Here is a 20,515-nt window from a genome sequence, read left to right as displayed (position 1 = left end):
CGGCGGCAAATCAGCCGCCGGAAAGCTGCCAAAACTAGTCTTCAAACGGGTCGGTCACAAGTATCGTGTCATCCCGCTCGGGGCTGGTGGAAAGCATCGCCACCGGAGCACCGATCAGCTCCTCGATGTAGCGCACATACTTCACCGCCTGGGCCGGCAGGTCGTTCCAGCTGCGGGCGCCGGCGGTGGTGCCCTTCCAGCCTTCAAGCGTCTCGTAGACCGGCTCGACGCGCGCCTGCGCGCCCTGGCTCGCCGGCAGGTAGTCGATAAGCTCGCCGTCGAGCATGTATCCGGTGCAGACCTTGATCTCGTCCAGGCCGTCGAGCACGTCGAGCTTGGTCAGCGCGATGCCCTTGATGCCGTTGACGGCAACCGCCTGGCGCACCAGCACGGCGTCGAACCAGCCGCAGCGGCGCTTGCGCCCGGTCACCACGCCGAACTCATGGCCGCGGGTGCCAAGGAATTCGCCGACTTCGTTCTGCTGCTCGGTCGGGAAGGGGCCTTCGCCGACGCGGGTGGTGTAGGCCTTGGTGATGCCGAGCACGTAGTGGATCGAGCCCGGGCCCATGCCAGAACCTGCGGCCGCCTGCCCGGCGACGGTGTTCGACGACGTCACGAACGGATAGGTGCCGTGGTCGATGTCGAGCAGGGTGCCCTGGGCGCCTTCGAACAGGATGCGCTCGCCGGCGCGGCGCTTGTCGTCCAGCACCTTCCAGACGCGGTCCATGTAGGGCAGGATCTTGTCGGCGATCGAGGTCAGCTCGGTCATGATGACGTCGTGCGTCACCTCCGGATGGCCAAGCCCGCGGCGCATCGCATTGTGGTGCGTGAGCAACCGGTCGACCTTCTGGGGCAGCGTTTCCAAATCCGCCAAGTCCATCACCCTGACAGCACGGCGGCCCACCTTGTCTTCGTAGGCGGGGCCGATGCCGCGACGGGTTGTGCCAATCTTCGTTCCGGAATTGGAGGCGGCGTCCTCGCGGAAACCATCCAGCTCACGATGCAGCGACAGGATAAGCGCGGTGTTTTCGGCGATTTTCAGGCGGTCGGGGCCGATCTCGACGCCCTGGGCGCGGATCTTTTCCAGCTCGGCGACAAAGGCATGCGGGTCGAACACCACGCCATTGCCGATGATCGACAGCTTGCCTGCGCGCACGACGCCGGACGGCAGCAGCGACAGCTTGTAGACGACACCGTCGACAACCAGCGTATGGCCGGCATTGTGCCCGCCCTGGAAACGCACCACCACATCGGCGCGCTCCGACAGCCAGTCGACGATCTTGCCCTTGCCTTCGTCGCCCCACTGGGAACCGACGACCACCACATTGGCCATATTATTTTCCTTCCGACATCGCGGTGCGGGCCGCGAACAGTGCAAAATGACAGGCCTCTATAACGCCAAGCAATTGGATGTGCGACCTTTCTTTGCCGCCCCAGGCACAACAATTTCCGCCTTTGGGTGCATTTACTTGTCCAAAGCCAGCACCTAGGCCGGCATGGTGCCCCTCGCCAGCGAAAGTCCGGTCGCATGCAACGAAACGCTTATGTCCTGCTGTTGGCGACCACGCTGTTCTGGGGAGGCAATGCGGTGGCGGGCAAGCTTGCCGTTGGCCACGCCTCGCCGATGCTCCTGACCTCGCTGCGCTGGGCATTCGCGGCGGCACTCCTCGGTGCCGTCGGCTGGTCTAGGCTTCGGGCTGACTGGGCGGTTGCGCGCAAGCACATCTGGCTGCTCATCGCATTGGGCGGGCTCGGCTTCACCGCCTTCAATGCGGCACTCTACTCGGCGCTCAACTTCACCTCGGCGATCAATGCCAGCATCGAGCAAGCCGGCATGCCGATGGTGATTTTCGCGGCCAATTTCATCCTGTTTCGCATGCGCGTCACCTGGGGCCAGATCCTGGGCTTTCTGCTGTCGCTGACTGGCATTGCGCTCACCGCCAGCCATGGTGATCTCCGGACCCTTCTTGCGCTCGACATGAATTTTGGCGACGCGCTGATGCTGATCGCCGTGCTGGTCTACAGTGCCTACACGGTGGCGCTGCGCTTCAAGCCCGACATCCACTGGCAAAGCCTGATGATTGTGATGACGTCAGCTGCCTTCGTCACCTCGATCCCCTTTGTCGTCTGGGAAATCGGCACCGGCCGCGCGATTGTGCCCGACACGCTGGGTTGGGCGATCACGGCCTACATGGTCCTGTTCCCCTCGATCCTGGCGCAGATCTTCTACATCAGGGGCGTCGAACTCATCGGCGCCAATCGCGCGGGCCTGTTCATCAACATGGTGCCGATCTTCGGCACGCTGTTGTCGGTGATGATCATCGGCGAAGATTTCCAGCTCTACCACGCGGTGGCCATCGCGCTGGTGCTCGGCGGCATCTGGCTTGCCGAACACTCCGGGCGGAAGATGGCGAGCGCCGAGGAACTTCTGGCAGCCGACAAGCCCGGTGCCGATGCCTGAAAAGAAAAAGGCGCGGGACCAGCCCGCGCCTTTCGTGCCTTGGGAGGCGATTGTCAGATCCCGTTGACGTCGAACTGCAGGCGCTTGGCCGAGTCGATCGACTTGTGGTCGCGCACCTTGGCGAGCACGTCTTCGGGGAACGGCGCGTCGAGATAGAGCAAGGCAATCGCATTGCCGCCCGGGTGGTCGCGGCCGAGCTGGAAGTTGGCGATGTTGACGCCGCTTTCGCCGCACACGGTGCCGAGCAGGCCGATGATACCCGGCGCGTCGGCGTTGGTGGTGTAGAGCATGTGCTGGCCGACCTCGGCGTCGAGATTGATGCCCTTGATCTGGATGAAGCGCGGCTTGCCGTCGGAGAAGCAGGTGCCGGCGATCGAGCGCGTCATGTGCTCGGTCTTCACCGACAGCTTGATGTAGCCGTCGAACACGCCCGACTTGTCGCGCTTGACCTCGGCGACGATGATGCCGCGTTCCTTCACCATGATCGGCGCCGACACCATGTTGACGTCGGAGACCTGCGGCCGGATCAGGCCGGCAAGGGCAGCGCTGATCAGTGCCTTGGTGTTCATCTGCGCGGTCTGGCCGTCGAACAGGATCTCGACCTCGGTGATCGGGTCTTCCGTCACCTGGCCGACAAAGGCACCGAGCACTTCGGCGAGCTTGACGAAGGGCTTGAGCCGCGGCGCTTCCTCGGCGGTGATCGAGGGCATGTTGATGGCGTTGGAGACCGCGCCCTTGACCAGGTAGTCAGCCATCTGCTCGGCGACCTGGAGTGCGACGTTCTCCTGCGCTTCCGAAGTCGAGGCGCCGAGATGCGGCGTGCAGACGACGTTGTCCATGCCGAACAGCTCGTTGTTCTCGGCCGGCTCGACCTCGAACACGTCGATGCCGGCACCCGCCACCTTGCCGCTTTTCAGCCCGACGATCAGGTCCTTCTCGACGATCAGGCCGCCGCGGGCGCAGTTGATGATGCGCACGCCCGTCTTCATCTTGGCGATGGAGTCGGCGTTGATGATGTTGCGTGTCTTGTCGGTCAGCGGCGTGTGCAGGGTGATGAAGTCGGCGCGGGCGAACAGCTCGTCGAGCTCGACCTTCTCGACGCCGAGTTCCTCGGCACGGTGTTCCGACAGGAACGGATCGAAGGCAACGACATGCATCTTCAGGCCCACGGCGCGGGTGGCGACGATCGAGCCGATGTTGCCGCAGCCGATCAGACCAAGCGTCTTGCCGGTGATCTCGACGCCCATGAAGCGGTTCTTCTCCCACTTGCCAGCGTGCGTCGAGGCATTGGCCTCGGGAAGCTGGCGGGCGACCGCGAACATCAGCGCGATGGCGTGTTCGGCCGTGGTGATCGAATTGCCGAAGGGCGTGTTCATGACAATGATACCGCGCCGCGAGGCGGCGGGGATGTCGACATTGTCGACGCCGATGCCGGCGCGGCCGATGACCTTGAGATTGGTCGCTGCCGCGATCAGCTTTTCGGTGACCTTGGTCGCCGAGCGGATGGCGAGGCCGTCATACTGGCCGATGACTTCGAGCAGCTTTTCCTTGTCCTTGCCGAGGTCGGGCAGATAGTCGACCTCGACGCCACGATCCTTGAAGATCTGGACAGCAGTGGTGGAGAGTTTGTCGGAAACGAGAACGCGGGGCGCCATGAGTGGGTCCTTTGCGATTGGCGTTCCCTCCCCCTTGAGGGGAGGGTGGTCGCGAAGCGACCGGGTGGGGTGCAAGCGGCCGTGCTCGGCCTGATTTTCTTTGAGGTTGGCGTGGGTGGAGATAACCCCACCCGGCTCACTTCGTTCGCCACCCTCCCCTCAAGGGGGAGGGAACTCAGGCCGCAGCCTTGAGCGCTGCCTTCTGATTTGCGAAGGCCCAGTCGAGCCACGGCATCAAGGCAACCAGATCGGCGGTTTCGACAGTCGCGCCGGCCCAGATGCGCAGGCCGGGGGGCGCGTCGCGGTAAGCGCCGGTGTCGAAGGCAACGCCTTCCTTTTCGAGCGCCGAGACCATGGCCTTGGCGAACGCCGCCTGGCCGTCCTTGTCCAGGGCTGCGACCTCCGGATCGACGATCGACAGGCAGACGGATGTGTTCGAGCGCGTCTCCGGCACGACGGCCAGGTTGGCGAGCCAACCCGACTTCTGCACGAAGGCGTCGATGGCGGCGAAGTTGGCGTCGGCGCGGGCGACCAGCGCATCGAGCCCGCCCAAGCCCTTGGCCCAGTTCAGCGCGTCGAGATAATCCTCGACGCAGAGCATCGACGGCGTGTTGATGGTCTCGCCCTTGAATATGCCTTCGATCAGCTTGCCGCCGGAGGTCAGGCGGAAGATCTTCGGCAGCGGCCAGGCCGGCTTGTAGGTCTCGAGCCGCTCGACGGCGCGGGGGCTGAGGATCAGCATGCCATGCGCGCCTTCGCCGCCGAGCACCTTCTGCCAGGAGAAGGTGACGACATCGAGCTTTGCGAAATCGAGGTTCTGGGCAAAGGCCGCGGAAGTGGCGTCGCAGATGGTCAGGCCCTTGCGGTCGGCGGGGATGAAGTCGCCATTGGCGACGCGCACGCCCGAGGTCGTGCCGTTCCAGGTGAAGACCACGTCGCGGTCGAAATCGACCTTGGCGAGATCCGGCAACTCGCCATAGGCGGCCTCGAACTTGCGCACATCTTCGAGCTTCAACTGCTTGACCACGTCGGTGATCCAGCCGGCACCGAACGATTCCCAGGCGACCATGTCGACGCCGCGCTCGCCGAGCAGCGACCACAGCGCCATCTCGACGGCACCGGTGTCAGAAGCCGGAACGATGCCGATACGATAGTCGGCAGGAACCTGGAGAACTTCGCGGGTCAGCGCGATGGCCTGCTCGAGCTTGGTCTTGCCGACCTTGGCGCGGTGCGAGCGGCCAAGCGGCGCGTCGGCGAGTGCCTGGAGCGACCAGCCGGGACGTTTTGCGCAGGGACCTGAGGAGAAATTGGGATTTGCCGGACGGAGTCCGGGCTTGGCGACGATCGTCATCGTGGTGCTATCCTTCCAGATAGGTGGCCCCTCGTTGGGGAGGGGTGGCCCACGGACGGCGATATTCCTGAGGACCTCCGGCGTCAAGAGGAAAGTTTGCGTCGCAAGGAGAACATGCGTCAACGAGGCCTATGCAGGCCGCCCGACAGCGGGTCGCCGATCGGCCATTCCCGCAAACTGCAAACTCCGCCTAGTCGACCGGCAGCAGATAGCCCGCGTGTACCAAATGCTCGTGCAGCAACTCCCTGATAGCTTCCTGCCGGCTGGCTTCGTTCTGCTTGCCGCGGCGAAGGCAGAGCGGCTGCCACTGCCGAAGCAAACCAGATGATCGCCTATCTGTGTAGCCTTTTTGAGTTGCCGAGCCTTACTGTCGTCTACGAAGAATTCTCCCGGAATCCCATTCCGGATATCAGGCGCTTCGGAAAATTTGCCGGAATTGATCTCTCGATCTGGTCGCCTACCGAGACAGAGTTGCAAAAACAGGCGGACCAAACGAACGCGGAGTTCGTTCGTCTTTATCGCGAGCGGTCGAGGCCTCGGATCTTGGCGCGCTAGACGTCGGAACGGCTTTCCAAAACGAAAACGGCGAGCCTTGGCCCGCCGCTGTCACCATCTCGAAGCTATCATGCGCCTACCAAAGGTCGTAGCGCAGGCCGACCCTGACCTGGTGGAAGTCGACGCCCTTCTTCATTTGCACTGCCGGCACGTCGGCGTACTCCAGGCCAGGTGCCGCGAGATACTGATAGCCTACGTCGATCGAGGCGTTCTGGCTGACCTTGTAGGCGACGCCGGCATTGAGCGAGTAGGCTAGGGCGTATTGCGTGTCGCGGAGGTACCAGTCGGGCGTCGTGGTGGTGTCGTCTACCCGCTGGCTGGAGTAGATGAGGCCGACGCCGGCGCCGAGATAGGGCGTAAAGCCGGCGATGGTGCCAAGGTCGACATAGGCATTGGCCATGCCGGTCCACATGCTGTTTTCGGCTTGGATCGTGTCGACACCGTTGGTTGCACCGTAGCGGTCATGGGCCAGGAAGCCCAAATTGAGGTCGCCGCGCAGGTAGTCGGTGAAATGATAACCAGCGCCAATGCTGCCATTGACGAAGGTGCTGTCCGATTCGACCCCGAACAGGGTGAAATCATAGGGCGACTTCGTGATGTTGTAGCCGACGTCGCCGCGCAGGTACCAGCCGGAGCCGACTTCGACGGGGACATATTCCGGCGCCTCATCGATCGCGATTGGAGGATCATAGTCGGCAGCGCCCGCTGCCAGCGGCCAAAGCATGGTCGCGGCCAGTGCCAGCGCTATGCGAGACGTCAAGGTCATGATCGCATTCTCCCGAAATGGCCCCAGGTACTGCCCAGGAATCCAGCAGCCGTTCGAGTCATCATTAACCATAGAGGTTAAGTCACGGTTAAGGATAACAGATGGTTAGCAGGTGTTTTGCGGCTGGCTGGGCAAAGAAAAACCGCCCGGCAAGCCGGGCGGTTCGATGTTGGCAAGGATTGAGCTGGCCGCCTAGTTCAGCGAGTAACGGACGCCGAGCTTGAAGTCGTGCGAGGTGATGTCCTTGAACCGGATGCCGTCGTTGGCAGGCGGGAAGGGGAAGGACGGGTCGACGTTTTTCAGCTCGCCGGTCTGGCCGTCGCCGAGATTGACGAAGCTGTAGCCGAGATCGATGGTCATCCGCTCGGTTGCCTTGATGCCGAGACCGGCATGCAGCGCCCAGGCGAGATCCCAGCGCGACTTGTCGGCGGCATAGGCGCCGCCACCCGTCTGCGGGTTGGTGTCGGTGAAGCCCGAAATGGTGTTGCGCGACGCGCCGATACCAGCGCCGAGATAGGGCGTGATGCCGTAGAAGGTGCCGACGTCGGCATAGGCGTTCGCCAGGAACAGCCATTCCGACTTTCTGCCGCGGTAGTTGTTGGTGGTAACCGGATCGGTGGGGGCCGTGGCCCTCAGCCAGTCTTGCGCGGTGAAGTCCGCGGCACCGCGATATTCCGCGGTGATGTCGCCACGCAGGAAGTCGTTGAACTGATAGCCGACGCCGAGACCGAATGTCGGCGCGGAGCCGAAGCTGCCTTCGTCATACCAGCCATGCTCGGACGGAATGTCGAAAAGAGGCGACTCCAGTCCTTTGATGCGCTGATTGCTCATGCCGATATGGCCGCGCAGGTACCAGCCACCATAAGACGGCTGCTCTACCTCGATGATCGGCTCGGGCATGTCCGCCGCGAATGCCGGCGCTGTCACGCCGACGAGCAGCGCGGCGAATAGTGCTTTCCTTCCAATATTAAACATGCTGATAACCCTATCCCTGCGGACCGCAACGCGCCCGGCCATGACTAACCCGCGTGGATAATGCTTGGTATAGGTTAAGGCGTGCTTAACCGTGTCGGTTAACCACGAATACTTTGCAATCAGCGGTTTCATTGGCCGCCGCCGGCTGCTTCGGCGCATGAAAGGAGTCCGTCCAAGGCGGACTTTTGCGCCCATTGGCGACTTCCTCAGGTGGCCGAGCGGCTCTCCGAGATGACGCCGACAATGTCGTTGACCACTGTCTCGACCAGCTGCGGGTCGTCGCCTTCAGGGGGTGCGATCTCTCATGGGTTTAAACGCTGCCTGTGTCAGCCTACACGGCAGGTAGATGAGCGCGAACGTTGCCTCTTTCTGAAGAAGGTATGACCCAACGCCTTGACCGTGCGTCTCAACCGCTTGACCTAGCGTCCCAAGCCATTGACTAATTTAGCCAATGCGGATCACCTCGCGCCGTTCGATCGATGCTATTCCGGACAGGGAACAGTAGAAGGTTCAACACCGGATCCGATGGGCGGGGGCCAAGATCGACATGGCTGCATCACAGCGAATCGAATGGCCATTTGCGCCGGGAGCAGAGTGTCTCGCAGCCTGGAAAGGTCTGCTTTCCCTGCTTGTCGACTGCGCCATTCCCGACGATGCCGACCCCGCGCTGTTTGATTTTCATGGCCGCAGCTGGCAGCTTCCGGGTGCCTTCCTGCACGTCAATGGCGGATCTGCGATGACGATGTCGCGGACCCAAAAGGTCATCGACGAACGCCCGGCCCCGCACATGGTGCTGTACATGGTTATGGAAGGGCAGGTCACGACCAATTACGACGGGTTGATCCAGGAGCACGTGCCCGGGGATATTGTCGTCGTCGACTATTCGATGCCCTATGAGAGCCAGACCCCTGGCTACGAGGGGATCACGCTGACCTTCGACAAGGCCAGTGTGCCGGTCGAGCTGCAGAACAATACGCACGGGCTGGTGTTGACGGCGAACGATCCCAGCGGCGCCATGCTCGGAACCCAGCTCAAGGCGCTCGTGGAGCATATCGAAAGTCTCAGCATACATCAGAGCCAGGTGATGGTTGACAACATCCTGCGCTTTGCCGCCGCTGCCTTTACGACCCCCTTGACGCGCGAAAGACGTGACAAGCGCTTCCTCTTCCAGCGCGCGTCGTCGACCGCGCGACAAAAGCTGTCCGATCCCGACTTCGGTCCGGATGAGATGGTAGCCGTTCTGGGTGTTTCCAGGTCGAAACTGTTCCGCCTGTTCGAGCCGCATGGTGGCGTGCAGCGCTGGATGCTGGCTGAACGGCTCAAGGGAAGCCTGCAGAGCATTCTGCGTTCAACGCCGGATCACAAGATAGCAGCCATCGCTCGCGATCACGGGTTTCGCAGCGAGGCGCACTTCAGCCGCGCCTTCCAGAAGCGGTATCAGGTCAGCCCCAGTTCCGCGCGCCGCATCGCCAACGATTCAGTGGGCATGGCCGCCTATGAGACCGTGCTGAAGCAAGGCAGCGGAAACGGAGCAGCGATCGTCGAAGCCTGGCTTGCGTCCGCTCGAGCCTGAGAATCGACCGTGCCGAGTGTTTTTGGGCCCCGTGCAAACGAAAGGGCGGCCCGAAAGCCGCCCCGACTGGTTCGCGAAGCCTGATCAGAACCTGTAGTTCAGGCCGGTCTTGAGTGTGTGGAATGCGGTGTCGACGCTCGTACGCCCGTTATTTCTGTGAAAGTCATTGTCTCCTGATGTCTCGATGCTGCCCAGGTCGACATAGAGATATTCGGTCTTGAGCGTGATGTTCTCGGTCAGGCCGTATTCGAAACCGGCGCCCGCCGTCCAGCCCAGCTTGGTGTTGGAAAACGAATGGCTGCGGCTGTTGCCGGAAGCTCCTTCATCCCAGTATTCGTTATCGACGGCTGATGTCTTGATGCTGCCATAGGCCGCGCCGCCGGTGCCGTAGATCAGGAAATTGTCCATGGCATAGCCGAGCCGGCCGCGCAGTGTGCCAAACCAGGCGATCTTGGTCTCTACGTCGCGGTTGCCGAACTCACCGAGATCGATCCAGTTGTAGCTCCGGGAGTCCTTTGCCTTGATTCCGGATGCGGAAAGATCCGCTTCGACGCCAGCAACCCAGTTGGGACCAAGCTGGTGGTTGTAGCCGACCTGCACGCCACCAAACGCGCCAAAGGCGGTGACGTCTTCGGTGAGGCGGTTATCGCCAATCTCATCCAAAGGACTGGCGGTATGATCGAACGCGTGTTTGAACGTGCCGCCGCCAATACCGCCATGAACGCCGATGTAAAGGCCGCTCCAGTCATAGGCGAAGCGTTCCGCGACCGGTGCTGGCTCGACGGCCAGATCTGCGGCATGGGCCGCGACGGTACCTAAGAAAACAGCAGAATGTATTGCAGCAATTGTGAGAAAATCATTCACAGGCAGCCCCGAGATTCGCATGTGGAGAACATCATTTTTCTCTACATGAGAAGCCGGTCACCCACCTTGATCGCGCGTCTCATCTTCATGACCGGGCGTCCCAATATGTTTTCCAACCTGGTTTGGGGCAGTGACAGCATGGCCTGCCGGTGCGAGAGCAACGACGGCAGTTCACCGAATGCTCTGCCGGTGGCTGGCGCGCGCAACTCATGTTGCGTTGCGTCGGCCTCTCTCACACTGGCTTTGCAGCGCTTTTGTCGAGCCGGCACTGCGTGCGACTGATCTAAGGGATGGGCAATGAACAAGGTTCTACTCGCGACGACATGCCTGTTTGTTGTTTCCGGCAGCGCGTTGGCGTCTGACATTGCTGTCCGAGAACCAGCTTCGGAACTCGTCGTTGCTGCCTTCACCTGGACAGGCGGATATGTCGGCGCCCAGACGGGAAATGTCAGGGGAGATGGCACCTTCGGGGGAGATGGCGATCATGCCAATCCGAAGCCGGCCGGGTTCGTCGGAGGCTTGTACGCCGGTGCGAACTATCAATTCGGCAATGACGCCGTCGTCGGCATTGAGGCCGACATGGCCTGGAGCGGGGCCGACGATCGTGCGCTCGTGTACAATTCGGCCGGCATTCCCTGGCCTGCCGACTACCCGGTCATCCAGGAGATAAACCGAACCGGCGCGGTCCGTGCGCGCCTCGGATACGCCATGGACCGGTGGCTTCCTTACATCGCCGGTGGCGTTGCATTTGCCGCGGTAGATCAAAGGCTCGTCGGAGCCGATGGAAATTTCAACGCGACCTATACCGGTTGGACGCTTGGCCTCGGTACGGAATACGCCTTCTCCGACAGCATGATTTTCCGGGCCGAGTATCGTTATGCCGATCTTGGGAGCAAGACGTTCGACCTGCAGGATGCACCTCCATTGGACATCGCGCTCAAGACCAGCGACGTCCGCGTCGGCATCGCCTACAAGTTCTGACCGGCGACCTCGCCTCTGGCCCGTCCCCAAAAGCAGCAGGTTTGTTCCTTTGAATCAGGAACCCCGGGGTAACGGGGCACCTGAAAGGCCGGTGCCTGCAATTCACCCGTTGGTGCCGGCCACAGCCGCGCCGGTCTTCAGGGCTTGCATCGGCGTCGCTGACAAATTTTTCGACACTCCAGTTGATTTTGGCTCGGGCATCGTGCCGGGCCTTCCCTCATTGGGCGAGCGGCACGGCAACGCCATTCGAGCGGCCATGATTGTCCGTCTCATCTTGATGACCGAACGTCCCAATGTGCAGGGCCATCTTGCTCGGGGCAGTGACAGCATGATCGGCATCGCCGAGAGATATCCTCGGTCTTGACGCCCGCCGTCTGCGGAGGACGGCAAGACACGGGCGGAGCGAGAGTTGGGGGACACGAGCATGCCAGACGAAGCAGTCCAGATGCAGCAGATCGGGGAAGCATTGGTGGAGAGACCCGCCCACCCGCAGTCATCATTTACGGGTTGGGTCCTGCGCAAGGCATGGTCATTTGTCACGTTGGCCAGCCCACGCGCGCATCGCGACCAACGGTCGGACAGCATGGAAGCGTTCGATATGCTCGGCGGCTGGAAAGGCCCCGACGCCAAGCGGCGCGACCTCTAACGGGCCAGTATCTTGATCCCGTGTCGGGCAAAACAATCCTGGGCGAGCTAGAGCTGCGTTGGGTTCGCCGAGTGCCCTGCTGGGTGGTCGCGTGCGCAATGGACAATTGCGTGTCGGTCTTTTCTCTGTCGAAAATTTTTGAGGGAAAAATGCCAGGCATTGCGAAATTGTATTTCATCACGGCGATCTGTTTTCTTGTCGCCGGAATCCTGGTTGGCCTGCAGATGTCGATTGCGCATGAATACGCCGCCACCGGCGCGCATGCGCATATCAACCTTCTCGGTTGGGTGACCATGGCCATTTTCGGCGCATTTCAGGCGCTTAACCCGCGCGGTGCCGGCACCCGTTTCGCGAAGGCGCAGTATTATGTCTACACGGGCGGCGTGGTTGTGATGACGCCGGCTCTCTACTTGCTGCTGACCGGGAAGCCGTCCTTCGAACCGATTGTCGCCGTGTCATCTCTGGTGGTGTTCGCTGGCGTCCTCATGTTCGCCGCGATCATGTTTCGCGCTCGCGCGGACTAGGCGATCTTCGGCGCGCCATTCACGCCTATCGAAGTGGTGCGCCACCGTGGCAACCGCCCGACTTCAGCCGCAGGACAGTGCCAGTTTCGACATACAAAAAAAGCCCGCCAGAAGCGGGCTTTTTCATAGTTGAGAGGCTTTCTCAGGCGGCCGAGCGGCTTTCCGAAATGACGCCGACAATGTCGTTGACCACGGTCTCGACCAGTTGCGGGTCGTCGCCTTCGGCCATGACGCGGATCAGGGGCTCGGTGCCGGAAGGGCGGATCACCAGGCGGCCGGTCTTGCCGAGGCGGTTGCGGCCGTCCTCGATCGCAGCCTTGACCAGCGTTTCCTCGAGCGGCTTGCCGCCGTTGAAGCGCACGTTCTTGAGCAGCTGTGGCACCGGTTCGAAGGTGCGGCTCAGCTCGCTCATAGGCTTGTTGGAGCGCTTGATGCAGGCCAGCACCTGCAATGCCGCCACCAGCCCGTCGCCGGTGGTCGAATAGTCGGTCAGCACGATGTGGCCGGACTGCTCGCCGCCGATGTTGAGGCCATGCGCGCGCATGTGCTCGACGACGTAGCGGTCGCCGACCTTGGTGCGGTGCAGTTCTAGGTTGATGTCGCCGAGGAAACGCTCGAGGCCGAGGTTCGACATCACCGTCGCCACCACGCCGCCGCCGGCGAGGCGGCCGCTCTGCTGCCAGGACTGGGCGATCAGCGCCATGATCTGGTCGCCGTCGACGACGGTACCGTTTTCGTCGACGATGACGACGCGGTCGGCGTCGCCGTCGAGCGCGATGCCGATGTCGGCGCGCACCTCATGCACTTTCTTCTGCAGGCCGGCCGGATGGGTCGAGCCGCATTCGTCGTTGATGTTGAAGCCGTTGGGCTCGACATTGATGGCGATGACTTCGGCGCCCAGCTCCCAAAGGGCGGCGGGCGCCACCTTGTAGGCCGCGCCATTGGCGCAGTCGACGACGATGCGCAGGCCCGACAGCGACATCGAGCGGGGCAGGGTGCGCTTGGCGAATTCGATGTAGCGGTCATGCACGCCGTCGACGCGCTTGGCCCGGCCGAGGCCATCGGAATCGGCAAGCATCGCCTCGACGTCCTGGTCGAGCATCGCTTCGATGCGTTCCTCGATCTCGTCGGACAGCTTGTAGCCGTCGGGGCCGAACAGCTTGATGCCGTTGTCGTGGTAGGGATTGTGCGAGGCCGAGATCATCACGCCGATGTCGGCGCGCAGCGAGCGCACCAGCATAGCGACCGCCGGCGTCGGGATCGGGCCGAGCAGGAACACGTCCATGCCGGCGGCGCACAGGCCCGCCACCAGCGCGTTCTCGATCATGTAGCCCGACAGGCGCGTGTCCTTGCCGAGCACCACGCGATGACGGTGACTGCCGCGCTGGAAAGACAGGCCGGCGGCCATGCCAACCTTCATCGCGATCTCGGCCGTCATCGGAAATTTGTTGGCCCGTCCGCGAATGCCGTCGGTGCCGAAATAGCGTCCAGCCATGTTTAGCCTGTCCCCGTGGAGTCCACCCGCGCTTGCTTTGCCACAAGCCGGGCCGACCAACGCATCACATTTGGTGAGTTTATGTCACAAAAGCTTAGAAAAGGGTTGGGGTTTTTGGGGAAGCGGTCGCATCGGGGCGGGTACCCGTGGCCTCATCTCACTCTTGTTCGTCTGGCGACTGGCTTTGCTGCAATATGCGCCTGCCTCGGGACGGCGGTTCTCTTCCAGATTTCTGCAATTCGCAGTACGCTTGTAGTGTCGGAGATATAAGTGGCCCTGTTCGATGGGAGATTATTCCCGAATTGAAAGTAGGATCGACAAATGCCGATCTTGTATCGGCGCATTGCGCCAGAATACTGCAGCTTCTACATAGCCGGATCGAGGAATGTCGAGGTGCCAATAGGCGGCGAACTGAGAACAGTTCGCGCCTCAAGAGATTGTCTCAATGTGTCCTGCCTCTATGCTCAAAACGGAGATACTGCGGTCTTCTTGGGACGGGCTGTTGACGTCGAAAGGCCCGAGAAGCCGATCTATGATGGGATGCTGAATACCCAAAGTAGCCTGGTCATCATTTTCGACGCCAACATGCCCGAAATCATGAGTATGCAGGTGACCACCGTTGAAACGCGCGTTCGAATTTGGGTAAATCGCCTATTGGAGCCAGACAAAATCCAAATTGGATTGGGGTAGCCTTGCGATAGCAAAAAACGCCGCCCGTAGGATCGTAACGGTTCACCCCGCAAGCTTTGCACCAACCAGCAGGTCGTCGATCACCGAAGCGCGAAACGCACCGCTCTCCGGGGTCCCATCGTTGTTCATGAGAAGGGCCGCCACGTGGCTGTTGTCTTGCGACAGGGCGACGATGTTGGACGCACCGTTGTCGCTGCCGGTGTGGCCGACAACCTTGCGGCTCGCGGTTTCCTCCTCGGTCCAGCCGAGCCCCTGATATGGGTAGATCTTCGCATCGACCTGCCGGCGCAGCATTTCGGCTGATGCCCGCTGGGACAGGATGGCGTTCGGGCCTCCGCCCAGCATGGCATGCAGCGATCTTGCGAGATCGCTTACCGAGCAGCGCAGCATTCCGGCGGGAACGTCGGGATAGCCTTGCTGCGGCAGCTCGACGAACACGCCGCCCTCGAACGTGTAGGGCTTGGCAAGCAACTCGGGCTGGAACTCTCTCAGGTACCAATGGGCATTGTCCACGTCGAGCGGGTCGAGAATGTTGTCCTTCACGTAGGCAGGGAAGCTCGTTCCGCTGACGCGCTCGACGACGTAGCCGGCGAGCGCGATGGCGACGTTGCTGTATTCCCACTTCGCGCCCGGCTTCGCCTTGAGAAAGGAGGTCTCTGGCGCGTAGGCGCTGCCGCCTTTCACAAGATAGTCCCTCAGGAAATCCGACAGGCTTTGCGTCGGATCGCCCGGGAAAGACACGTCGCCATGGCCTTCATCGAAAATGCTGGATGTATGGGTCAGCAGGTGATGCGGCGTGATCGGCAGCTCCGGATGGTGCGGGTTGCGGACCTGAAAATCGATGAAATCGTTGATGTCGCCGTGCAGGTCGTGTCCCTGGCGCTCAAACAGCTGCACAAGGGCGGAAGCCGTGAAAAGCTTGCTGACGGAAGCCAGATGCATCGGGGTGTCGACGGTGAGCTTTCGCTGCTGTTTCAGGTCGGCGAAGCCGAATGCGCCGCCATAGAGCGCAGCGTTTTGCCTGGACGCGATTGCCATTGCCGCGCCTGCAACATTTGCGGCTTTCATCCTGGCGGGAATGCCGGCTTCGAACTCGCGGCGCCAGGCTTGGAACGACTGGTTCTTTTGTTCGCTGGCGAAAACCAGATGTCCTTGAGGCATGAGCAATCCGGCCAGTCCCAGTTTGAGCAATGAACGACGCGTTGAGGTCATGATCCATCCCGCTTTCCGTGGCGGCCTGCCGATCGAACGCGATTCGGACGCCCCCGGCATGGGCGGCATGCGCGCCTACAACTTCGGCGAAAGCTTGGCGGCGGCTTGGAGCATGGATGGAGCTTGCTTGTCGGCGGATCCGGAATGCAAAAACGCCGCCGGGCTTTCCCAGCGGCGTTTTTCATTCAGTACCGGCGTTGACGCCTCAGCTCGACGGCTGCGGTTCCATGCCGCCTTCGGGCTCCGAACCCTTCTTCTTGCCGCGGGTCGAGCCGGCTTTGGGCACGGCCGAACCGCGCGACGGCGGGGTGTCGTCGCCCATGTCGCGGGCCGGCTTGTTGCCGGCGATCAGCTGCTTGATCTCTTCGCCCGACAGCGTCTCGTATTCGAGCAGGCCTTCGGCGAGCAGGATCCAGTCCTTCTTCTTCTTGGTCAGGATTGTCTTGGCGGAGGAATAGGCCTCGTCGATCAGGCGGCGCACTTCGGCGTCGATGATCTGCGCGGTCTCTTCCGAGACGTTCTGCGTCCGTGCGACCGAATGGCCGAGGAACACCTCTTCCTGGTTGTCGCCATAAGCGACATGGCCAAGCTTGTCGGAGAAGCCCCAGCGCGTGACCATGGCGCGTGCCAGCTTGGTCGCCTGTTCTATGTCGGAAGACGCACCCGAGGTGATGTTTTCCTTGCCGAACTTGAATTCCTCGGCGACGCGACCACCCATCATGATCGCAAGGCGCGAGATCATGTATTTGTAGCTCATCGAGTAGCGGTCGCCTTCCGGCAGCTGCATGACCATGCCGAGCGCTCGGCCACGTGGGATGATCGTCGCCTTGTGCAGCGGGTCGGCGACCGGAACGTTGAGCGCCAGGATGGCGTGGCCGGCCTCGTGATAGGCGGTCAGCGCCTTTTCCGCCTGGGTCATGGCCGAGGAGCGGCGCTCGGCGCCCATCATGATCTTGTCCTTGGCGTCCTCGAACTCGGCCATGGTGACGAGGCGCTTGTTGCGGCGCGCTGCCATCAGGGCGGATTCGTTGACGAGGTTCATCAGGTCCGCACCCGAGAAGCCCGGGGTGCCGCGCGCGATGACCTTGAGGTCGACATTGGGCGCCAGCGGAACGTTGCGGACATGGACCTTGAGGATCTTCTCACGGCCGACGATGTCGGGGTTCGGCACAACGACCTGACGGTCGAAGCGGCCCGGACGCAGCAGCGCGGGATCGAGAACGTCGGGACGGTTGGTCGCGGCGATCAGGATGATCGACTCATTGGCCTCGAAGCCGTCCATTTCGACCAGCAGCTGGTTCAGCGTCTGCTCGCGTTCATCGTTGCCGCCGCCGAGGCCGGCGCCACGATGGCGGCCGACAGCGTCGATTTCGTCGATGAAGATGATGCAGGGCGCGTTCTTCTTGGCCTGCTCGAACATGTCGCGGACGCGGCTTGCGCCAACGCCGACGAACATTTCGACGAAGTCTGAACCCGAGATGGTGAAGAACGGCACATTGGCTTCACCGGCGACGGCGCGGGCAATCAGCGTCTTGCCGGTGCCGGGAGGGCCAACGAGCAGCACGCCGCGCGGGATCTTGCCGCCAAGGCGCTGGAACTTCTGCGGGTCGCGCAGGAATTCGACGATTTCTTCAAGGTCTTCCTTGGCTTCGTCGACGCCGGCGACATCACCAAAGGTGACGCGGCCATGCGCTTCGGTCAGAAGCTTGGCCTTGGACTTGCCGAAGCCCATGGCGCGGCCGGAACCTGACTGCATCTGGCGCATGAAGAAGATCCACACGCCGAGGATCAGGATCATCGGCAGCCACGACAGCAGCACCGAGAAGATCGAGCCGGAGCCGTCGTTTTCGGGACGGGCATTGATGGTTACGTTCTTCTGCTCAAGCCGCGACACCAGGGTCGGGTCGCCGGGCGAGTAGGTCTGGAAGCCGGTCGAGTTGTCGATATAGGTGCCGCTGATGCGGTCACCGGCAATCGTCACCGTCTTGACGCGGCCGGAATTCAGATCCTGGAGGAACTGCGAATAGGCCACTTCGCTCGACGCACCGCGGGTCTGCGGGGTCTGGAACAGATTGAACAGGGCGATGAGCAGAACGGCTATGATCGCCCACAGCGCGAAGTTGCGATAGTTCGGATTCATCGAGTATCCCGTTGGCGTTCGTGGGGAACGCGTATGGTGAGAGTAAGCTTGCCCCTAACATAGGCACGGGCTCCCACATTGCCAAGCACGTCCCTAAGTCTCGGTTAAGGTCAAACACCAATGTGACCGCGGCATGGCGAGGCCGGGATCGGGCGCCCGCCAATCAGCTTTTGCACGGCCCGGGCCGGGGCCAGATCGAAGCCCGGCAGGAAACGCGCCCAAGGAGCGGCCACCGCGTCAGCATTCGTTAGAAATGCCAAGCCGGCCAATGTTTGGCCGCGCCACAAGGCGGGCTCGGCCGCAAGTGCAGACCTGACAAGACTTTGCGGCGCATTAGCTTCCACTGACATGGCCGAGGCCGCGCCAACACCCAGTGGCGCGATGGTCAATTCTGTTGCTTCTTCCGGCGGCAAGAGCCCGTAGCGGCCGTCCCAGATACCTGATGCCAATGGCGCTGCCAGCGGCAATCCACGCCCCTCGCGCAGCACAAAAATGCCGGTGCGCCTGATGTCCACGAGCGCGCGCGACAATGTGGCGCGGGCCGGTTTTTGGTTAGCCGGTCGGTCCGCCAGACGCGCCAGCAGGTTCTGGACACGTGCCTCGTCGGGCAAATGCGACAACCCTCCGGCAACAGCGACCAGGATGCGCAATGCATAAGCCGCCGCGTCCCTGTCGGGCGCGTGCGCGAATGCCGTTTCGAGGCGCAGCAGGCCGGGGCTGACGCGGCTTGCATGTTCGGTGATGAGTGCTGCGCCCCGCGCGCCCAGTTCGATCCGCGCGGCGCCGGCCAGCCGCGCTTCGGCAAGGGCGTCCTCGACATACTGCTCGCCGCCCTGTTGCAGCGACAGCCGCATGCGCGGCCGCTCATAGGCCTGGTTGGTGTTGGTGGGGTCGTCGAGCCAGCCCGTGCCGCGCGCCCGGAGCACCTCGCGCAGTCTGTCACGGCGTTGGCCAAGCAGGGGCCGGACGATCCAGGTGTCGCCATCGAAAAGCGTCGCCGGCGCCATGCCAGCGCTGCCACGGCCCGTGCCGCGAGCACCGCGCATCAGCACCGTTTCGGCCTGGTCGTCGGCGGTGTGGCCGGTGACGATGATTGTCGCTCCCGCATCGCATGCGGCTTCTGCCAGGAGATCGTAGCGCGCGTCGCGCGCAGCGGCGGCGATGCCAGTCGACGGCTTGTCGCCGGTCCAGCGCATCGTGCGGTGGCCGATGCCGTGGCGCGCGCAAAGCTGTGCCACCTGGTGGGCCTCGGCGCTGGAACCGGGCCGCAGCGCGTGGTCGACGGTCACGGCGAGAAGCTGCGTCGCGGGCGCGTGCCGGTCGAGATGCGATTTGAGAAGAAGAAGAAGCGCTGTCGAGTCGCTGCCGCCTGATACCGCTGCGACAATCGTTGTGTGCGAGGCGAAGTCGAACTCGGAAAAGTCTTGATAAAAAACGGCGTCGATCGGCTGCGTCAGCACGCGGCGAGAGCCCGTTCCTGCTTGACCCGCTCCTTGATCGCGCCGGAGACGTCGGAATAACGCTTGCCGATCTCGCCGAAGGTGGCGCAGGCGACTTCGTGCTGCTTCAGGCCGACCAGCGACACGCCGAGCTTGAGCATCATTTCAGGCGCTTTCTTGGACTTCGGGTATTCCTTGCTGGCGGACAGGAAAATCTCGGCCGCATCGCGATACTTCTTTTGGCCGAGCAGCGACTCGCCCAGCCAGAAGCGGGCGTCGGCGGTCTTGGGGTCGGCGGGGAAACGCGAGATATGGTCGCGAAAACCCTGTTCGGCGGTGGTGTAGTCGCCGGAAAGCACGAACTGGTAGGAGTTGCGGTAAAGCTCGTCGGGATCGTTGGTGTCGGGCAAAGCGGCTACGGCGGTGCCGTTGGCTTTCGGCTGGGCCGGCTGTGCCGCGACAGGCGCCTGCGGCTGGGCCGGAGCTGCTGCCTGCGGGTTGGCGGTGTCGGACACGACGTTGCCATTGGCATCGACGGTGATGGTGCCGAACGTCGTCGGCGGCGCGCCGGTACCTCCGCCGGTTACGGCACCGGGCTCGCCGGTGCCGGATTCGGTAATCACCTCTCCGACGCTGTTTCCGCCGGCGGCCGGAGCGGTCGCGGTCTGCGCCGCACCGGGTTGAGGCGCCGTGGGCGCCTCAACGATCGAGCTGTTGGTCTTGCCTGTTGCGTCGGACTTCTTCTGCCCGCCGCCTTCAAGCTCCTGGAAGCGGAACTCGTTGTCTTCCTGCATTTTCCGCATCTGCTCCTGCATCTGCAGGATCTGGAAGTTCAGCTCCTCGATGGAGCCGTTGAGCTTGCGGATTTCCTCTTCGAGCGTGGTGACGCGCGGATCGCCCGCCTGGGCGAGCTGGATCGGAGCTTCGGTGCTCTCAGTCTTGCTGCCGAAAACGCCCGGCAGGCCGATCTTTGGGAAGTCGATGCCAAGGCCGTCGCGCGCATGCGCCGCGGCCCCCGACAGAAGGAAGATGGCAAGTGTGCCACTCAGGATTGATCGAAAATGCATTAGCCTCTCGCCGTGGAAGAGAATTGGTTGCTTTGCGCCGATGCGCTCTCGTCATTTATCAGGACCGGAGACTTCGGCCAAATTTTGTTTCAGACCGCCAGATAAGCAAAAGGCGGCCCGA

The 20,515-nt window shown here is 62.4% G+C and carries 18 protein-coding genes; 7 read left to right on the top strand and 11 right to left on the bottom strand.

From position 1 onward, the window contains the following. Positions 1 to 34 precede the first annotated feature (34 nt). Positions 35 to 1,333 carry an adenylosuccinate synthase gene (locus J1C56_RS19025; RefSeq protein ID WP_184767962.1) on the bottom strand — a complete coding sequence of 433 codons (1,299 nt, stop codon included), beginning with the start codon at positions 1,331 to 1,333 and terminating at the stop codon, positions 35 to 37. Positions 1,334 to 1,528: 195 nt separating this feature from the next. Between J1C56_RS19025 and J1C56_RS19020 the strand changes: the two genes are divergently transcribed. Then, positions 1,529 to 2,461, top strand: a complete 933-nt coding sequence (locus J1C56_RS19020) for a DMT family transporter (protein WP_214391620.1) — start codon at positions 1,529 to 1,531, stop codon at positions 2,459 to 2,461. Between the two features lie 53 nt (positions 2,462 to 2,514). Here J1C56_RS19020 and serA read toward each other — a convergent pair whose 3' ends face one another. From serA to J1C56_RS19000, 4 genes are all read right to left on the bottom strand, one after another. Further along, positions 2,515 to 4,116: a phosphoglycerate dehydrogenase gene (gene serA / locus J1C56_RS19015; RefSeq protein WP_214391619.1), complete on the bottom strand. Its 1,602-nt coding sequence runs from the start codon at positions 4,114 to 4,116 to the stop codon at positions 2,515 to 2,517. A gap of 175 nt (positions 4,117 to 4,291) precedes the next feature. Next, positions 4,292 to 5,467: a phosphoserine transaminase gene (locus J1C56_RS19010; protein ID WP_214391618.1), complete on the bottom strand. Its 1,176-nt coding sequence runs from the start codon at positions 5,465 to 5,467 to the stop codon at positions 4,292 to 4,294. 631 nt (positions 5,468 to 6,098) lie between these two features. Beyond that, positions 6,099 to 6,788, bottom strand: coding sequence for an outer membrane protein (locus J1C56_RS19005; protein ID WP_214391617.1), 690 nt, complete (start codon positions 6,786 to 6,788; stop codon positions 6,099 to 6,101). A 192-nt stretch (positions 6,789 to 6,980) separates the two neighbouring features. Beyond that, the gene (locus tag J1C56_RS19000; protein ID WP_214391616.1) at positions 6,981 to 7,763 is read right to left on the bottom strand and encodes an outer membrane protein; all 783 of its coding nucleotides are present in this window, start codon (positions 7,761 to 7,763) and stop codon (positions 6,981 to 6,983) included. 547 nt (positions 7,764 to 8,310) lie between these two features. On the opposite strand from J1C56_RS19000, the gene J1C56_RS18995 reads away from it, so the two are divergent. After that, complete coding sequence (locus J1C56_RS18995; protein ID WP_214391615.1) at positions 8,311 to 9,336, top strand: helix-turn-helix domain-containing protein; 1,026 nt, start codon at positions 8,311 to 8,313, stop codon at positions 9,334 to 9,336. Between the two features lie 84 nt (positions 9,337 to 9,420). Here the strand turns inward: J1C56_RS18995 and J1C56_RS18990 are convergent, their stop codons facing one another. Next, positions 9,421 to 10,200: an outer membrane protein gene (locus tag J1C56_RS18990; protein ID WP_338001471.1), complete on the bottom strand. Its 780-nt coding sequence runs from the start codon at positions 10,198 to 10,200 to the stop codon at positions 9,421 to 9,423. Between the two features lie 297 nt (positions 10,201 to 10,497). Between J1C56_RS18990 and J1C56_RS18985 the strand changes: the two genes are divergently transcribed. The 4 genes from J1C56_RS18985 (at position 10,498) to J1C56_RS18970 (ending at position 12,351) form a co-directional block, all read left to right on the top strand. Beyond that, entirely contained in the window at positions 10,498 to 11,181 is a 684-nt protein-coding gene (locus J1C56_RS18985) for an outer membrane protein (RefSeq protein WP_214391613.1), read from the top strand. Positions 11,182 to 11,272: 91 nt separating this feature from the next. Further along, a complete protein-coding gene (locus J1C56_RS18980) occupies positions 11,273 to 11,545 on the top strand; it encodes a hypothetical protein (RefSeq protein ID WP_214391612.1) in 273 nt (90 codons plus the stop codon). A gap of 60 nt (positions 11,546 to 11,605) precedes the next feature. Continuing rightward, positions 11,606 to 11,827 (top strand): hypothetical protein, encoded by a 222-nt coding sequence (locus tag J1C56_RS18975; protein ID WP_214391611.1) that lies wholly within the window; start codon positions 11,606 to 11,608, stop codon positions 11,825 to 11,827. A gap of 149 nt (positions 11,828 to 11,976) precedes the next feature. Beyond that, positions 11,977 to 12,351 (top strand): heme-copper oxidase family protein, encoded by a 375-nt coding sequence (locus tag J1C56_RS18970; RefSeq protein WP_214391840.1) that lies wholly within the window; start codon positions 11,977 to 11,979, stop codon positions 12,349 to 12,351. A 142-nt stretch (positions 12,352 to 12,493) separates the two neighbouring features. On the opposite strand, the gene glmM is transcribed toward J1C56_RS18970, so the two are convergent. Further along, positions 12,494 to 13,846, bottom strand: a complete 1,353-nt coding sequence (gene glmM / locus J1C56_RS18965; protein WP_214391610.1) for a phosphoglucosamine mutase — start codon at positions 13,844 to 13,846, stop codon at positions 12,494 to 12,496. A 321-nt stretch (positions 13,847 to 14,167) separates the two neighbouring features. On the opposite strand from glmM, the gene J1C56_RS18960 reads away from it, so the two are divergent. Continuing rightward, positions 14,168 to 14,536, top strand: a complete 369-nt coding sequence (locus tag J1C56_RS18960) for a hypothetical protein (RefSeq protein ID WP_214391609.1) — start codon at positions 14,168 to 14,170, stop codon at positions 14,534 to 14,536. A 42-nt stretch (positions 14,537 to 14,578) separates the two neighbouring features. On the opposite strand, the gene J1C56_RS18955 is transcribed toward J1C56_RS18960, so the two are convergent. The 4 genes from J1C56_RS18955 to ybgF form a co-directional block, all read right to left on the bottom strand. Then, positions 14,579 to 15,748, bottom strand: a complete 1,170-nt coding sequence (locus J1C56_RS18955; RefSeq protein WP_214391608.1) for a serine hydrolase domain-containing protein — start codon at positions 15,746 to 15,748, stop codon at positions 14,579 to 14,581. 205 nt (positions 15,749 to 15,953) lie between these two features. Next, positions 15,954 to 17,888 (bottom strand): ATP-dependent zinc metalloprotease FtsH, encoded by a 1,935-nt coding sequence (ftsH, locus tag J1C56_RS18950; protein ID WP_214391607.1) that lies wholly within the window; start codon positions 17,886 to 17,888, stop codon positions 15,954 to 15,956. Positions 17,889 to 17,998: 110 nt separating this feature from the next. Continuing rightward, positions 17,999 to 19,348, bottom strand: coding sequence for a tRNA lysidine(34) synthetase TilS (tilS, locus tag J1C56_RS18945; protein ID WP_338001470.1), 1,350 nt, complete (start codon positions 19,346 to 19,348; stop codon positions 17,999 to 18,001). Next, positions 19,342 to 20,394 carry a tol-pal system protein YbgF gene (gene ybgF / locus J1C56_RS18940; protein ID WP_214391606.1) on the bottom strand — a complete coding sequence of 351 codons (1,053 nt, stop codon included), beginning with the start codon at positions 20,392 to 20,394 and terminating at the stop codon, positions 19,342 to 19,344. The genes tilS and ybgF overlap by 7 nt, the downstream gene beginning before the upstream one ends. Positions 20,395 to 20,515: the final 121 nt, after the last annotated feature.

This window comes from Aminobacter anthyllidis, assembly GCF_018555685.1.
GTDB lineage: Bacteria > Pseudomonadota > Alphaproteobacteria > Rhizobiales > Rhizobiaceae > Aminobacter > Aminobacter anthyllidis.
Note: the sequence above shows the minus strand (reverse complement) of the source record. Positions and strands in the feature narration are given on the sequence as shown.

Bases quoted from the DNA above. Each gene is read 5' to 3' on its own strand.
- J1C56_RS19025 (WP_184767962.1), bottom strand. From the start codon at position 1,333: ATGGCCAATGTGGTGGTCGTCGGTTCCCAGTGGGGCGACGAAGGCAAG.
- J1C56_RS19020 (WP_214391620.1), top strand. From the start codon at position 1,529: ATGCAACGAAACGCTTATGTCCTGCTGTTGGCGACCACGCTGTTCTGG.
- serA (WP_214391619.1), bottom strand. From the start codon at position 4,116: ATGGCGCCCCGCGTTCTCGTTTCCGACAAACTCTCCACCACTGCTGTC.
- J1C56_RS19010 (WP_214391618.1), bottom strand. From the start codon at position 5,467: ATGACGATCGTCGCCAAGCCCGGACTCCGTCCGGCAAATCCCAATTTC.
- J1C56_RS19005 (WP_214391617.1), bottom strand. From the start codon at position 6,788: ATGACCTTGACGTCTCGCATAGCGCTGGCACTGGCCGCGACCATGCTT.
- J1C56_RS19000 (WP_214391616.1), bottom strand. From the start codon at position 7,763: ATGTTTAATATTGGAAGGAAAGCACTATTCGCCGCGCTGCTCGTCGGC.
- J1C56_RS18995 (WP_214391615.1), top strand. From the start codon at position 8,311: ATGGCTGCATCACAGCGAATCGAATGGCCATTTGCGCCGGGAGCAGAG.
- J1C56_RS18985 (WP_214391613.1), top strand. From the start codon at position 10,498: ATGAACAAGGTTCTACTCGCGACGACATGCCTGTTTGTTGTTTCCGGC.
- J1C56_RS18975 (WP_214391611.1), top strand. From the start codon at position 11,606: ATGCCAGACGAAGCAGTCCAGATGCAGCAGATCGGGGAAGCATTGGTG.
- J1C56_RS18970 (WP_214391840.1), top strand. From the start codon at position 11,977: ATGCCAGGCATTGCGAAATTGTATTTCATCACGGCGATCTGTTTTCTT.
- glmM (WP_214391610.1), bottom strand. From the start codon at position 13,846: ATGGCTGGACGCTATTTCGGCACCGACGGCATTCGCGGACGGGCCAAC.
- J1C56_RS18960 (WP_214391609.1), top strand. From the start codon at position 14,168: ATGCCGATCTTGTATCGGCGCATTGCGCCAGAATACTGCAGCTTCTAC.
- J1C56_RS18955 (WP_214391608.1), bottom strand. From the start codon at position 15,748: ATGACCTCAACGCGTCGTTCATTGCTCAAACTGGGACTGGCCGGATTG.
- ftsH (WP_214391607.1), bottom strand. From the start codon at position 17,888: ATGAATCCGAACTATCGCAACTTCGCGCTGTGGGCGATCATAGCCGTT.
- ybgF (WP_214391606.1), bottom strand. From the start codon at position 20,394: ATGCATTTTCGATCAATCCTGAGTGGCACACTTGCCATCTTCCTTCTG.